The following is a 14,214-nucleotide window of genomic DNA, read 5'->3' as shown; positions in this document are numbered from 1 at the left end:
CTACCATATCTTCAGAACTGTCCATTCCCGTTACCGCGGCTTTGGGGAAACGGGCAATCAGAACTTCGGTGGAATTACCGGGTCCACAGCCAATGTCGACAATAGAGCGGGCATAAACACCCGGAACCGCAGCCAGGAGATCACGCACGGGACGTGTGCGCTCATCTTCGAATTTGACATATTGATCAGCGGACCAGCTCACGACAGGCCTCCCGCACGAATAATGGCTATCGGACCGGCAGGGGATGGGAGGGCGTGGAGCATGCTGATACCTCAATCGTAAAATTGTATGTTGGCAGAATAACCTCCTCGCCCTATGATTTCCAATGCATGGTTTTGGCAATTTTAATACTTAAAAGGTATGGCTTTGATTGATCTGCGGCGGTTGCGAGCCTTTGTTGCTCTTGCAGAAGAAGGGCATGTAACGCGTGCGGCGGAGCGATTGGGTATGCAACAACCGCCGCTGACACGGCTCCTTCAAAGTCTTGAAGCGGATCTTGGGGTTCTTCTGATGCACCGTCTGCCGCGCGGTGTTCGCCCGACAGAGGCCGGTAAAGTGCTGCTTGACGAGGCGAGGATCATTTTAGCGCGCGCCGATGGCGTTGCCGACATGGTTCACCGGGCAGCGCGCGGCGAGCAAGGTCACCTTGCCATAGGATTCACCAGTTCTGCTGCCCTTCACCCTATTGTGCCGAAGATGCTGCGTGCCTTTCGTGAAAACCTTCCACAGGTCTCGGTTTCGCTTGAAGAAGCAGGCACTGCTGAACTGGTGGATGCGCTTCTGCACGAACGACTGGACGCCGCCTTTATTCGCTCGCCTGTTGGTCGTACACCGGGTTTGCGGATCGAATCAGTACTGGAAGAGCCAATGCTCGTTGCACTCCCGGTCGGACACCGGCTTGCAACGGATAGCGCGTCACGATTGCTGCTGACGGAATTGGCCGGTGAGCCTTTTATTCTTTATCGCCGATCGGCGGGGCCGGGCCTTTATGACACGATCCTCACGGCGTGCCGCGAAGCTGGATTTAGCCCTGTTGTGGCACAGGAGGCGCCGCGTTTAACAGCGACGCTCAGTCTGGTCGCCGCGGGATTCGGAATTTCTCTTGTGCCCGCATCCATGCAGCGTCTGGGTGGAGAAGGTATTGTCTATAGAGCGGTTGCAGGAAGCTCAAGATTGATAGCGCCCCTGCTTCTGGCCATGCGTCAGGCCCATCCTGTGCCCGCGCTTGCGCAGTTTCGCAGTCTCGTACAGCGCATAGTCGCCGTGCAGCGCCGAGAGAACTGAGCCCTTGAGGTAACGATAAAAGAAAAACGCCAAGAACCGTCAAAATCGAGTGGTCAAAACAATGCGTCCGCGTTAGCTTCCGCGAGTTTTTTGACGGAGCGCCCGATGACCTTCATTCCAGAATGGCCGATTATCCTGCAATTTGCGATTGCGACCTTTGTCTTGTCCATTACACCGGGACCCGACATGACGCTTTTTGTTGGCCGGGCCCTATCCGAAGGCAAGGCCGCGGGTTTTGCCTGCCTGTCGGGTGCCAATTGCGGGATTGTCGTCCATACGACGATGGTAGCGCTCGGGCTTTCCGCACTGATTATTGCGTCGCCGACAGCTTTTTTTGTTCTCAAGATTGTAGGTGCGGGCTATCTTGTCTGGCTTGCATTTCAGGCTATTCGCAAGGGTTCTGCGTTTTCGCCGGAAAAGAAAAGTGGCCCCTCGCATACGCTGTTCCAGAACTGGTTGACCGGGATTGGCATTAATTTGCTCAACCCAAAGATCATCCTGTTCTTCATGACCTTCCTGCCGCAATTTGTTTCCGCAAATGATCCGCATGCGCCGGGCAAGCTCTTCTTCCTCGGCCTGCTTTTCATTCCGCTGTCGCTGCCTGTTGTTACGCCGATGATTCTTGCGGCTGATCGCTTTGCTGGCCTTTTGAAAAAGAATCCAACAGTAACCCGCGTGACCGACTGGTTGTTTGCTGGCGTGTTCTCGGCGTTCGCCGCAAAAATTCTGATGGCGCAGGCGAAATAGAAGCTGCGGTTTTAAGCGCGAGGATCGCTTGGCCGGGTTGGCAAGACCAATCCGGCGCTGCGTCCTGAAACGAGCCAGTAGACAAAACCGCCAACAACGCCTGTCGCAAGAATTGCTGCAAAAGTATCAATATCTTCCGTTTGCGGGCGCCACTTCCAGACGATGACGACCACAGCGGTTGCCGCACCGCCAAGCGTATAGAAGAGCCAGTCGCGCCAGGCGGTCAGTTCTGCAAATACGATGAGAATGAAAGCCGGTATGAACACGCTATAACCGATGACCACGGCGAAGGCTGGAACGGTGAGATAAAGAAACGGGCCATCGCTGCCAATCAACTCCGAGCTGCCGAGCAGCAACAGGTTGAGAAAGAGCGAAGCTGCGAAAATAGCGCAGACAAAACCGAATACGATCAGGGTAAAGCGGAAGAGGTAGAGGGCGAACTGGCTCAATCTTCGCCGTGCCCAGCGATCATGGCCGCTTCAAAGGCGAGACGGTCAGTCTTCTTCATCCGTTCCGATTCCGATTTCAATTGTCCGCAGGCCGCCAGAATATCGCGGCCGCGCGGTGTGCGGATCGGCGAGGCATAACCGGCATTGTTGACGTAATCGGCAAATTTTTCGATCTGCTCCCATTCCGAGCACTGGTAGTTAACGCCGGGCCATGGGTTGAAGGGTATAAGATTGATCTTGGCCGGGATGCCCCTGAGCATACGCACCAATTCCTTGGCATCTTCAAGCGAGTCGTTAACACCCTTGAGCATCACATATTCGAAGGTAATGCGTTTGGAATTAGACAGGCTGGGATAGGCGCGGCAGGCATCAAGCAGTTCCTTGAGTGGGTACTTCTTGTTGATGGGCACCAGCATGTCACGCAGATCATCATTTACTGCGTGCAGGGAAATAGCGAGCATGACGCCGATTTCCTCACCGGTGCGATAGATTTCCGGAACAACGCCTGATGTGGACAAGGTAATGCGGCGCTTCGACAGTGACAGGCCATCACCGTCAGAGGCGATCAGCAATGCCTTCTTTACGTTCTCGAAATTGTACAGCGGCTCGCCCATGCCCATCATGACGACGTTGGAGACCTTGCGGCCTTCGGCAGGCACAATGGCGCCATCGGGCGTGTTGCGATCCGGGAAATCACCGAGCCGATCACGCGCGATCAGAAGCTGCGAGAGGATTTCCTCTGCGGTCAGGTTGCGGACCAGCTTCTGTGTGCCGGTATGGCAGAAAGAGCAGGTCAGTGTGCAACCAACCTGACTGGAAATGCACAGCGTGCCGCGGCCTTCTTCGGGAATATAGACGGTTTCGATTTCTACCGGACGTCCCGCGCCGCGCGGTGGAAAGCGGAAAAGCCACTTACGGGTACCATCAGTGGAAATCTGTTCCTCGACAATCTCAGGCCGGGCAATGGTGAAATGGCGATCCAGCAGTTCGCGCATGTCACGGGAAATGTTGAGCATATCAGCGAAATCCGACACGCCGCGCACATAGAGCCAGTGCCAGAGCTGTGCGACACGCATTTTGATCTGTCGTTCGGCCACGCCGATCTCAGCCAATGCTTCGCCCATCTCGGCGCGTGACAGGCCGATCAGTGTTGGCTTGCCATTCATAGCGGCAAGCATGGCATCACGGGATTTGTCCCGGGCAAACGACTGGGTCTCAGGCAAAACGGACATAGGATTTTCTAACATTCTTTCGTGAAGCGCGGCTCATACCACGTTCTGGCCGTGCCGTCACCTCCACATGCAAAAAGGCCGGACAACTGTTGTCCGGCCTTTCCATAGGGGAAGGGTCGATAGACCTATTTGCAGGTGGCGATGGCCTTGAGCGCAGCCGAAACGCCTTTGAGCGAATAGGTGTAGCTGGTCTTGGTGCCGCGCTTGGAAACCGCATTGATGGACATGGTATGACCAGTACGAAGGGCTGCAACCAGCTGCGGTTCTTCAGCCGCGTTTTCCATCCAGCCATGGCTACCATTGGTGAACATGGAGAAGCTGCGCGCATCGATGGTAACGGTGACCTTCGAATTCACCTGAAGATCATAACCCGCCTTGAACTGTGGTTCGAAGCTGACGTTCTGTCCGGGCTTCTGGCTGACCATGAAGAAGTTGTCGCCGTGATCGAGCTTTACAGGCTGCTTGTCAACAGGCACGGACAGGACATAGCAAACCTTCCCCTTGCCCTGCTGATAGCTATAGGCGCCCCATGCGTTGAACTGGCTGATTTGACTTGGGGTCTGGGCAAGAGCCGTCCCTGTCAGCCCAAGCATGAGCACAGAGGTCGCTACGATTGATTTTCCAAACATGTTACCTACCAGTTTTTGTCGTTCACTTCATAACTTACGAACCGGCAAGAGCTGTGAAGCCGCATTGTCCAGTTCGCTTTCTCTTAATTTGACTTAATCTGGGTTACCAAACGGTGAAGATGGGGTCAAAAAAGCGATTTTTGTAAGCGAGAAGATCACGTTGTTTATCCAAAATTTCGCGGCGTCACTCCAGCGGAATAAAAGCGGCGACACTTTGACATTTCATCCTATCACGGGGATGTGATGGAAAAACACCCCGACAAGAGGCCCAGTTCGGCCAGATTTAAGCTCAGTTACCCTTGTCGAGATCCTCGATCGCTTTCTTTGCCGCCTCACGATGTGCCGGTGTGATGTGGTTGCGTATGGCGTTCAGCGCCGCCATGAGCACGGCCACGTCATCGGTGAACCCGAGGCCGAAGATGAAATCGGGAATAACGTCGAACGGCATGACGAAATAGGCAAGCGCCGCAAGCAGTATGCCGCGAACCCTGAACGGAGTGGAAGGGTCGAGGGCGCAGTAATAACCCGCAATGACCTCATCGAGAAAGGGGATGGACTTGGCTGCTTTACGTGCAGTTTTCCAGAACCGCGCACGCACGGTCTCCTCGCGGGAGCGCTGATCATATTCGCTACCCGGCTGCAGAATTTCACCAATTTTGACGTTATCCATTCCTCTTCCTTCAAGCTGTTGAATGCCGGAACACAGATTTATAGGCCCGGATACAAAGGAAAACATGGTAAGAGCTGGTCACGGCTACAAGACTTTTGCCAATAATATCGTCAATTGGCGGCAAAACTGTTCATGGCTTCGGCCATTGTGACATCAAGCTTTGTGATGCCATCTGCATCATGGGTGGCCAATGTAACATCAACGCGATTGTAGACATTGAACCACTCAGGGTGATGGTCCATCTTTTCGGCGATAAGAGCGACGCGGGTCATGAAACCGAACGCTGCGTTGAAGTCCTCGAACTTGAATGATTTATGAATAGCTTCGCGATCTCCCATTTTGGACCAGCCGGTCAGTTCCTGCAGGGCTTTATCAAGTTCGCTGGCATCTAACCGGTTGCGTGCCATTATGGGTTTCCTCATATACATCAAATCATTTTCCTCCAGACCATAGTGCAACCGCCCATGAAAACCCATCCGCTTCGCTCTGTTCTTTTTGTCTGTCTGGGCAATATCTGTCGCTCTCCGCTGGCCGAAGGCGTGTTTCGCTCGGTGCTTGCCGAGGAAGGAAAAGGGCAGGGGTTTCTCATCGATTCCGCGGGAACCAATGGCTATCATACGGGCGAAGCACCGGATGAACGCTCGATTCTTGCAGCGAAGCAGCATGGGATTGATATTTCCGGCCAGCGCTGCCGACAGCTCAAAGCTGAGGATTACTCGGACTTCGACCTGATCCTTGGTATGGATCGCGCCAATGTGGCAGCCATCGAGGCTCGGCGTCCGGCAAAAGCGACGGCGAAGACCGGTCTGTTCAATGAGGTCGCACTTGGTGAAGCCAGTCAGATACCCGATCCCTATTATGGAACCGGGGCAGACTTTGAGCGTGTCTATCTGATGGTTCTTAAGGCTTCCAAAGGCCTCTCAAAACTCTTCTGATAGGTGCGAGGTGATTCCAGAGGCCAAGCCTCCTCAACGATGTAGGGGCCTCCCCCCACAGAATCGCGCGACGACATCAGGACAAAGCGCCCGATGTTGAAGGGCATCGTAGAGAAATTACCGCGTGAGGCGAGATAGTGCGCGACTTCCTCGTTGCGGGCATTGCGCAACCGCGCCAGCGTGACATGCGGTGTGAATTTGCGCGGATCAGCCGGCAGCATCAGCCGTTGGCAGATGCGCTCGATTTCGCCGTGCAGCGCCTGAATGTCTGGCGATGGTGAAACGGCGGCAAAAACGCTATGGGGCTTCTTTGATCCGAATGCATTCACGCCCGAAAGCTGAAGTGTGAATGATGGTCGCCTTATACGGTCGAGCGCATTGGCTACCTCATCGGCCACATGGCCTTCGACATCACCGATAAAGCGCAGTGTGATGTGATAGTTTTCGACATCGATCCAGCGAGCGCCTGGCAAACCACCGCGTAAGAGCGATAGTGAGAGAGCGGCGTCCCTCGGGATCTCGAGGGCAGTAAAGAGACGCGGCATAAAGCATCCTCCCCGAATCGAGTTGTAACCTCAGGGAATCATTGAATGAGTCCAAGAGCAAGGCACAATTTCACATTCTTTTGCGCCGCGACAAATAAGACACGCAAGATGTGGTGTTAAGATGACAACATTGTGGATAGCTTGCCCCCAAGGTTAAGGAGCATCCGGGTGGTCAGTCAGGCCCGTGGCTGGTCTTGTCGCGGGCTCTATGCAACCTTACTGATCGGTACTATCCGATGTATCTGACGTAACCGTCGGCTGCTTGATTGTTTTTTGCATGATCGGAAGGAAACCCTTCACCATCACGGCGACACCTTCCGTCGTCGGATGCATGCCATCGGCCTGTAGCAGCGATGCCTGTGTCGCGATGCCATCCATGAAGAACGGATAGAGTGGAACGTCATATTTCTTGGCAAGATCGGGGAAGATTGCATTGAACTTCTGTTCGTAATCGCCGCCCATATTTGGCGGAGCGAGCATTCCGGCAAGAATAACCTGAATTTTGCGCTTCTGCAGTTTCTCAATCATCTCAGCCAGGTTCTTTTCGCTAATCTCTGGCGAGATGCCCCTCAACGCATCATTGGCACCAAGTTCGAGAATGACGAGATCAGTACCATCCGGAACGGACCAGTCGAGACGTGCAAGGCCGCCCGTCGTCGTGTCACCGGCGACACCGGCATTGGCGATTGAAATCTCAACACCCTTGCCTTTCAGCGATTTTTCCAGCTGTGCGGTGAAGGAGTCCTGCACCGGTAATTCAAAGCCTGACATCAGGCTGTCGCCAAATCCGACGACGGAGAGCGCATGACCGGACACGGCATTTTGATTGGCCAAGGCGAGGGATGGCAGGGCAACAAGGCCGAGCGACACAATGATCTTTATCAATGGTTTGAATATCATCTTCGGGTACCCATATCTGACCGGATGCGACTAAAGTCAGTGTCGACCATATCGTAAAGGATCTGCTTTCGTGACTAAATCCGTCATCACGCTCGATCACATTGAGTTGACTCTGGGGTCGGGTGCTTCCTCCGTCCACGTTCTCAAAGGCATATCGCTTGCCATTAATAGCGGGCAATCGGTGGGAATTGTCGGGCCATCGGGTTCCGGAAAGTCAACCTTGCTGATGGTTCTGGCCGGGCTTGAACGGATCGATTCCGGCTCGGTCGAGATTGCCGGGCAAAAGCTGGAGACGATGACCGAGGATGCCACGGCAGCCTTTCGCGGCACGAATATCGGTATCGTTTTTCAGTCCTTTCATCTCATTCCGAATATGACCGCGCTTGAAAATGTTGCTGTTCCGTTGGAGCTGGCTGGCAACCCCGATGCGTTTGCCATCGCCGAGCGTGAACTGGCAGCGGTCGGACTGGCAGATCGCGTGACCCATTATCCCGGAGAATTGTCGGGCGGCGAGCAACAACGCGTGGCCATTGCCCGCGCCCTTGCACCATCGCCGAAAATCCTGATTGCCGATGAGCCTACCGGCAATCTTGATACGACCACCGGCCGGCAGATTGCCGACCTTTTGTTCCAGAAACAGAAAGATCTCGGCCTCACCCTCGTGCTCGTCACCCACGATCCCGCACTATCTGCACGGTGCGATCGCGAAATTCGTGTTCGTTCCGGATTGATCGAGGCGGATGAAGATGCACCGGAGTTGAAGAAAACCGCATGAGTGCGACCAGTTCTCCCAAGTCGCCGTCTTTGCGATTGGCGCTGCGTTTCGCTCTGCGCGAGATGCGCAATGGCCTGTCAGGGTTTTACATTTTCCTTGCTTGCATCGCCTTGGGCGTTGCCGCCATTGGCGGGGTCAACTCCGTTGCCAATTCGGTGACATCAGGCATTTCCACACAGGGCCAAAGCATCTTAGGTGGCGATATCCGTTTTCAACTCAACCAGCGTGAGGTCAATCCTGATGAGCGCGCCTTTGTAGAAAGCAAGGGCCTTGTTGCGGTCAGCGCCAATATGCGATCCATGGCCCGTCTGGCTGATGGCTCTGATCAATCGCTGGTGGAAGTGAAGGCGGTTGACAGCACCTATCCGCTCTATGGCGCGCTCGATACGGCGCCGACGCTGGACAGAGATGCGCTCTTTGCTGACAAAAACGGAGCATTCGGCGCCGCCGTGGCACAGATTTTTCTCGATCGGCTTAACCTCAAGCTGGGTGATCGGGTATTGCTCGGTTCTGCAACATTCGAGTTGAGGGCTGTGATCAACAACGAGCCGGATGTTCTGTCGGATGGTTTTGGGTTCGCGCCGCGTTTTCTGGTGTCGCTTGATGGATTGCGTGCTGCCGGACTGGTTCAGCCGGGCAGCCTGGTCGAGCACAGCTACAAGATTGCCCTGCCAGCAGGTGCCAGTGAAGGTGATATCACTGCTATTCGCAACGAGGCGCAAACGAAGTTCCCGCAGGCAGGGTGGACCATCCGCAGCCGTACCAATGCCGCGCCGTCTTTGAGTGCCAATGTCGAGCGGTTCTCGCAGTTTTTGACACTGGTTGGTCTAACGGCGTTGATCGTCGGAGGCGTAGGCGTCGCCAATGCGGTGCGCGCCTATCTCGACGGCAAACGCGGCGTCATCGCCACCTTCAAGTCGCTGGGTGCACCGGGTTGGTTTGTTATTGCCGTTTATCTGATCCAGATTGTGCTGATTGCTCTTATCGGTATCGCAATCGGGTTGGTTCTCGCGGCAATTATTCCTTATGTGGCAGGCTACGCCCTGCAGAGTGTGCTGCCAATCGCGGCCAAGGGCGGCTTTTATCCCGGAGCGCTCGCCTGGGCTGCGCTATTTGGCCTGTTGACTACGCTCGCCTTTGCCATTCTGCCACTGGGCCGGGCGCGGGACATTCCGGCAACTGCCCTGTTCCGCGAGCAGGGTTTTGATCAGCGCGGCTGGCCGAGGCCCGTCTATATCGCTGTGGCGGTCGCCCTTGTCGCCATCCTTTGTCTGTTGGCAGTGTTCTTCGCTTACGACCGGCGTATAGCAGTCACATTCATTGGTGCCGTTGCATTTTCGTTCCTCGTGCTGCGCGCAGTTTCCAGCCTCGTGCAATGGCTTGCGCGCCGCGCGCCACGGGTTCGCTCCACGGCACTTCGCCTTGCCATCGGCAATATTCACCGACCGGGTGCGTTGACGCCGTCGGTTGTCCTGTCGCTTGGTCTGGGTTTGACACTTCTGGTGACACTCGCCTTGATCGACGGCAGCCTGCGCCAGCAGTTGGCAGGTAATTTGCCAGAAAGAGCGCCAAACTTCTTCTTTGTCGATATCCAGAGCACGCAGGTCGACCAGTTCACCAGCCTTCTGCAGAAGGCCGCGCCACAGGGCAAGATCGTCAGTGCACCGATGTTGCGTGGACGTATCGTTGCCTTCAACGGCACGGATATTGGCAAGCTCACCATACCGCCGGAAGGGGCATGGGTATTGCGCGGCGATCGCGGCATTACCTATGCGAAGAAGATACCTGAGAATTCGGTCCTTACAGCCGGCAATTGGTGGCCGGAGGATTATGCGGGTGAGCCGCTGGTGTCATTCTCGGCGGAAGAGGCGCGCAATCTCGGCCTTAAATTGGGCGATACAGTCACGGTGAATGCGCTTGGTCGCAATGTTACGGCACGGATCGCCAATTTCCGGCAAGTTCAGTGGGAATCTCTGGCAATCAATTTTGTCATGGTTTTCTCGCCCAATGCCTTTGCCGGCGCTCCTCACGCATGGCTCGCCACTTTGACTGACCCTTCGGCAACCACGCAGGAAGATGCAACGGTCATGCGTGACGTTACCCGTGCCTTTCCGGCTGTCACATCTGTGCGGGTCAAGGATGCAATTTCAATTGCCAATGAACTTGTGGGCCAGCTGGCCGTTGCCATCCGTGCGGCGGCATCGGTGGCGCTGATTGCCTCGATCCTTGTGCTTGGCGGAGCGCTTGCCGCTGGTAATCGTGCCCGTGTACACGATGCGGTGGTATTGAAGACGCTTGGCGCGACCCGGCGCACGCTCATAAAAGCTTTCAGCTATGAGTACGTGATCCTTGGATTGGCAACGGCGACCTTTGCGCTTTTCGCCGGCGGGCTGGCTGCCTGGTACGTGATTGTACAGGTCATGAAGTTGCCTGCTTCATTTCAACCCGAAGTGGCCATTTCAACAGTGGTGCTGGCTCTGGTTTTGACTGTAGGATTCGGTTTGGCGGGAACATGGAGAATCCTAGGTCAAAAGGCTGCGCCAATCCTGCGAAACCTCTGAAATTGTTAAAAAAGCGTAATATTTGCACGTTTTACGCCCGTTTGGTGGCCCAACACGCGATCTTGAGCAAAACAGGACTTGTTATCGCCCTGTTGAGTCCCCATAATTCAGCACAAGGCATGCTGGGGTCCCGCCAGCGGCGCCTGGGAATAACCCCCGACACCCGACGGGACGTAGCAATGAGGAAAACCATGGCTGACTATCGCAACATCCAGGCCCGTACATCGGCCGGAGTGCGTGTGGACGCGGGGATCGATCAAGGTCTGCGCAGCTACATGCTGAAGGTCTATAACATGATGGGGATCGGTCTCGCAGTGACCGGTCTGGCCGCACTCGCAATCGTTTATCTCGCAACCACCAATGATCCTTCCCTTGCCGCAGCACAAATGTCAAACGGCAAGATGCTGACGAGCTTCGGTGTTGTTTTCTATACATCGCCGTTGAAATGGGTTGTCATGCTCGCACCGCTCGCCGCAGTGTTCTTCCTGAGCTTCCGCATTGAAAAAATGTCGGTTCCTGCAGCCCAGGCAACATTCTGGGTTTATGCTGCGCTTGTAGGTCTTTCACTGTCGACAGTCTTTCTGGTGTTTACATCGGGCAGCATCGTCCAGACATTCTTCATCACCGCTGCATCTTTCGGTGCTTTGTCGCTCTACGGCTACACAACGAAGCGCGATCTCTCCGGAATGGGCTCGTTCCTGTTCATGGGCTTGATCGGCATTCTGCTTGCAGGTTTGGTCAATATCTTCCTGCAGTCGAGTGCTTTGCAGTTCGCAATCTCGGCGATCGGTGTTCTGGTCTTTGCTGGCCTGACTGCCTATGACACGCAGAGCATCAAGGAAATGTACTACGAGGGTGACAGTTCAGACACTTATGGCCGCAAGGCTATCATGGGTGCGCTGCGTCTCTATCTCGACTTCATCAACATGTTCATGTTCCTGCTGCAGTTCCTGGGCAACCGTAACTGATCGCAGACGACATAAACGGACGAACGAGGGCAGCGGAAACGCTGCCCCTTTCTTTGGACGTTGCGAAAAGCATAGTGCGTGGTTCGACAAGCTCACCATGAGGGAGAGGGGTGGGCTGCAATGACAATAGCAAAAGTTGCAGAATATAACTCCCCTCATCCTGAGCTTGTCGAAGGGCCTCATGGTGAGCTTGTCGAACCACGCACACCATAATCTTATGTTTACAAACCGATTGTGCTCCATGACCAGCCTCCATATCCGTCCTGCCCAGCCCTCCGACCTACCCGCAATCACTGCTATCTATCGCGATGCTGTTTTGTATGGCACCGCCACCTATGAAATCGAACCACCTGATCTGACCGAAATGACGCGCCGGTTTCACACGATCACCAGTGACGGCTTTCCCTATTGTGTGGCGGAGATCAACGGTGTGGTCGCCGGTTATGCCTATGCAAGTTATTTCCGCACCCGCCCGGCCTATTGGTGGAGCGTGGAGGATTCGATCTACATCGCACCCGAAGCCAAGGGCAAAGGCATCGGCAAAGCCCTGTTGCAACGGTTGATTGTCGATTGCACGGCGCTTGGCTTCCGCCAGTTCATCGCTGTCATTGGCGATGGCCACGACTCATCGGCATCAGTGCGTCTGCACGCAAGTTGCGGGTTCAAACATTCAGGGATAATCAAAGGTTCCGGTTTCAAGCATGGCCGCTGGCTCGATACGGTCCTGATGCAGCTCGACATGAACGGCGGTACGGATACACTTCCAGGTACAGCGCCCCTGAAAGGTTGAGTATGTCTAGCTCTTCACGATCCGCAGGGATTTGTCGAAAATCTTCAAGACGCGGTCGAGTTCCATGCCACGTTTGAGAATAAGGCCGCTTGCGGCAATCACGCTATAGGCACCTTGCTTGCGCGCCAGTCGCGGATTCTTTTCAATACGGTACATCGGCACTTCGCTGGTGCGGCGAAACACGGAAAACACGGCGCGGTCACTCAGATGATCAATGGCATAATCGCGCCATTCACCTGACGAGACCATAAAACCATATATTCTGAGGATTTGATCAAGTTCCCGCCGATTGAATGTAACGGGTAGATCGCGTGCGCTGGAGAGTGAAATGAGTTTTGCCTGCTGTTGCGATTCGTCGCCACCTGCATTGCTGTCCATCAATCAATCCGCCTTTAGATTTGCTGTATGACAACTGGATGACAGAAGGGTGACCTGTTCCGCCCATATTTACAAGGCCGTATCGCGCAACGCCTCGATAAATGAACATAAAACCTGTCGCCAGAGGACTTTCTCACGAAGCAATACGTGTTGTTTCGATTGGTGATACAGGGTCACACTTTCGCCACTTTACCTTCGCATTGCCGCCCGATTCCAGACCGAACTTGCACGTGTTGTCTGAGACGGTTCGGCCTTGAGCGGTCCGATACCCCAAGCCCCCCGCCCAAACGGGCTGTTCTGGCCGAACCATTCAGTCTCCCAGATGACAACAAGCCCCAAGACTCTAGGCTGGTTCTACCCAGCCTTTTTTCTTTTTCAGGAATAGCTTTTAAAATCAGGGCTTTGTCATGATCGATGCGCCGATAATCGGGCCCGGTTTGCCCTCACCAAGCATCTCCTGCAACAGGACAGCGCAGCCCGAGGCCTTCTTGCTGGCGATCTCGGTCAACGGAATTTCGATCTTCTGTGATTTGCCATCCCACATACCAACCGTTTCCATGGCGCGCACACTATTGGCATAGCTCACATTGCGTCCGCCATTCTCCCCATCGGGGATGGAGACAATGGTTTCCTTGTTGAAATAGGCAAGGAGAACGCGCACCGGATTTTTTGCGGCCGGACCTTCACCAATATTGATAATCAGCCGATCAGGCGCCGTTTTTTCGATGGAAACGGGTACGGTCAAGCCAGAATCATTACTGCGCATCTCATCGATTCGGCGGCGGATACGCGTGCCATCCTGACCATTGACGTGTTCGCGGCCATTGAGGATTGCTTGAGGTGTATAGACACCTGTCAGGCCAAGCGCCTTGCGATAGGCATTCTGGCGCGCGGTATTTTCGGGCAATGCGAGATTGTCGATCCAGCCACGATAGTCCCAGTAGTCCACGTGAAAAGCCAGAGCGACGACCTTGCCTTCCGCAACCAGTTGCTTGAGCACAGCATCGGCGGGAGGACATGAGCCGCAGCCCTGCGACGTATAGAGTTCGACCACGCCATCGGGTTTCTTGCCAATGTCCTCAGCGCAAACTGGCCAAGCAAACGCAGCAGCCGCAACGAGCGGGCTGGCGACGAGAATGGCTTTGAACAGAGGGCGCAGGGTCAAGGGTACGAGCTTTCTTCCCGAATTCTTCTTCGATCTTCTATGAGAGTGATTGCCAGATAATTGATAGGGATGCGTTATATCAAGAGGAAGTCACTTTGAGGTGAATTCAATCACGTTTACAGGCAAAACCTTATAAATATTGGATAAACCGCGCAAAAAAGGCCGCCGGTTGCCCGGCGGCCTTT

At 54.7% G+C, this 14,214-nt stretch carries 17 protein-coding genes; 7 read left to right on the top strand and 10 right to left on the bottom strand.

All coding sequences use genetic code 11. From position 1 onward, the window contains the following. The coding region (locus AB4Y96_RS03505) for a methyltransferase domain-containing protein (RefSeq protein WP_441915661.1) at window positions 1–202 on the bottom strand (202 nt) is incomplete at its 3' end. A gap of 159 nt (window positions 203–361) precedes the next feature. On the opposite strand from AB4Y96_RS03505, the gene AB4Y96_RS03500 reads away from it, so the two are divergent. After that, a complete protein-coding gene (locus AB4Y96_RS03500; RefSeq protein ID WP_441915660.1) occupies window positions 362–1,285 on the top strand; it encodes a LysR family transcriptional regulator in 924 nt (307 codons plus the stop codon). Window positions 1,286–1,390: 105 nt separating this feature from the next. Further along, on the top strand, window positions 1,391–2,032 hold the full coding sequence (locus AB4Y96_RS03495; protein ID WP_091879412.1) for a LysE family translocator: 642 nt from the start codon (window positions 1,391–1,393) through the stop codon (window positions 2,030–2,032). Window positions 2,033–2,043: 11 nt separating this feature from the next. Here the strand turns inward: AB4Y96_RS03495 and AB4Y96_RS03490 are convergent, their stop codons facing one another. From AB4Y96_RS03490 to AB4Y96_RS03470, 5 genes are all read right to left on the bottom strand, one after another. Then, window positions 2,044–2,481, bottom strand: a complete 438-nt coding sequence (locus AB4Y96_RS03490; RefSeq protein WP_091879414.1) for a hypothetical protein — start codon at window positions 2,479–2,481, stop codon at window positions 2,044–2,046. Next, window positions 2,478–3,659, bottom strand: coding sequence for a 23S rRNA (adenine(2503)-C(2))-methyltransferase RlmN (gene rlmN, locus AB4Y96_RS03485; RefSeq protein ID WP_244518307.1), 1,182 nt, complete (start codon window positions 3,657–3,659; stop codon window positions 2,478–2,480). The genes AB4Y96_RS03490 and rlmN overlap by 4 nt, the downstream gene beginning before the upstream one ends. A 179-nt stretch (window positions 3,660–3,838) precedes the next feature. Further along, the gene (locus tag AB4Y96_RS03480) at window positions 3,839–4,342 is read right to left on the bottom strand and encodes an invasion associated locus B family protein (RefSeq protein WP_091879417.1); all 504 of its coding nucleotides are present in this window, start codon (window positions 4,340–4,342) and stop codon (window positions 3,839–3,841) included. Window positions 4,343–4,631: 289 nt separating this feature from the next. Continuing rightward, entirely contained in the window at window positions 4,632–5,012 is a 381-nt protein-coding gene (locus AB4Y96_RS03475; protein WP_091879418.1) for a YkvA family protein, read from the bottom strand. A gap of 110 nt (window positions 5,013–5,122) precedes the next feature. Continuing rightward, a complete protein-coding gene (locus tag AB4Y96_RS03470) occupies window positions 5,123–5,419 on the bottom strand; it encodes a 4a-hydroxytetrahydrobiopterin dehydratase (RefSeq protein WP_091879420.1) in 297 nt (98 codons plus the stop codon). Window positions 5,420–5,476: 57 nt separating this feature from the next. On the opposite strand from AB4Y96_RS03470, the gene AB4Y96_RS03465 reads away from it, so the two are divergent. Further along, window positions 5,477–5,947 carry a low molecular weight protein-tyrosine-phosphatase gene (locus AB4Y96_RS03465; protein WP_441915658.1) on the top strand — a complete coding sequence of 157 codons (471 nt, stop codon included), beginning with the start codon at window positions 5,477–5,479 and terminating at the stop codon, window positions 5,945–5,947. On the opposite strand, the gene thpR is transcribed toward AB4Y96_RS03465, so the two are convergent. Continuing rightward, the gene (thpR, locus tag AB4Y96_RS03460) at window positions 5,899–6,492 is read right to left on the bottom strand and encodes an RNA 2',3'-cyclic phosphodiesterase (RefSeq protein WP_091879423.1); all 594 of its coding nucleotides are present in this window, start codon (window positions 6,490–6,492) and stop codon (window positions 5,899–5,901) included. The genes AB4Y96_RS03465 and thpR overlap by 49 nt on opposite strands. 216 nt (window positions 6,493–6,708) lie before the next feature. After that, window positions 6,709–7,392, bottom strand: a complete 684-nt coding sequence (locus tag AB4Y96_RS03455) for an arylesterase (protein WP_441915656.1) — start codon at window positions 7,390–7,392, stop codon at window positions 6,709–6,711. A 70-nt stretch (window positions 7,393–7,462) separates the two neighbouring features. Between AB4Y96_RS03455 and AB4Y96_RS03450 the strand changes: the two genes are divergently transcribed. The 4 genes from AB4Y96_RS03450 to AB4Y96_RS03435 all read left to right on the top strand — a co-directional run bounded on the left by AB4Y96_RS03450 (window position 7,463) and on the right by AB4Y96_RS03435 (window position 12,486). Then, entirely contained in the window at window positions 7,463–8,167 is a 705-nt protein-coding gene (locus AB4Y96_RS03450) for an ABC transporter ATP-binding protein (protein WP_091879426.1), read from the top strand. Continuing rightward, window positions 8,164–10,728, top strand: a complete 2,565-nt coding sequence (locus tag AB4Y96_RS03445) for an ABC transporter permease (protein ID WP_441915654.1) — start codon at window positions 8,164–8,166, stop codon at window positions 10,726–10,728. Before AB4Y96_RS03450 ends, AB4Y96_RS03445 begins: the two co-directional genes overlap by 4 nt. A gap of 191 nt (window positions 10,729–10,919) precedes the next feature. After that, the gene (locus AB4Y96_RS03440) at window positions 10,920–11,696 is read left to right on the top strand and encodes a Bax inhibitor-1/YccA family protein (RefSeq protein WP_091879429.1); all 777 of its coding nucleotides are present in this window, start codon (window positions 10,920–10,922) and stop codon (window positions 11,694–11,696) included. A gap of 241 nt (window positions 11,697–11,937) precedes the next feature. Continuing rightward, on the top strand, window positions 11,938–12,486 hold the full coding sequence (locus tag AB4Y96_RS03435) for a GNAT family N-acetyltransferase (RefSeq protein ID WP_441915653.1): 549 nt from the start codon (window positions 11,938–11,940) through the stop codon (window positions 12,484–12,486). 6 nt (window positions 12,487–12,492) lie between these two features. Here AB4Y96_RS03435 and AB4Y96_RS03430 read toward each other — a convergent pair whose 3' ends face one another. Together AB4Y96_RS03430 and AB4Y96_RS03425 are read right to left on the bottom strand one after the other, a co-directional pair. Continuing rightward, the gene (locus tag AB4Y96_RS03430; RefSeq protein WP_091879430.1) at window positions 12,493–12,864 is read right to left on the bottom strand and encodes a DUF2794 domain-containing protein; all 372 of its coding nucleotides are present in this window, start codon (window positions 12,862–12,864) and stop codon (window positions 12,493–12,495) included. A gap of 394 nt (window positions 12,865–13,258) precedes the next feature. Continuing rightward, window positions 13,259–14,029 (bottom strand): DUF1223 domain-containing protein, encoded by a 771-nt coding sequence (locus AB4Y96_RS03425; protein WP_441915652.1) that lies wholly within the window; start codon window positions 14,027–14,029, stop codon window positions 13,259–13,261. Between the last annotated feature and the right edge of the window lie 185 nt (window positions 14,030–14,214).

The organism is Phyllobacterium sp. TAF24 (genome assembly GCF_052113785.1).
In the GTDB taxonomy this organism is placed as follows: Bacteria; Pseudomonadota; Alphaproteobacteria; order Rhizobiales; family Rhizobiaceae; genus Phyllobacterium.
This window is presented reverse-complemented; position numbering and strand designations above follow the sequence as displayed.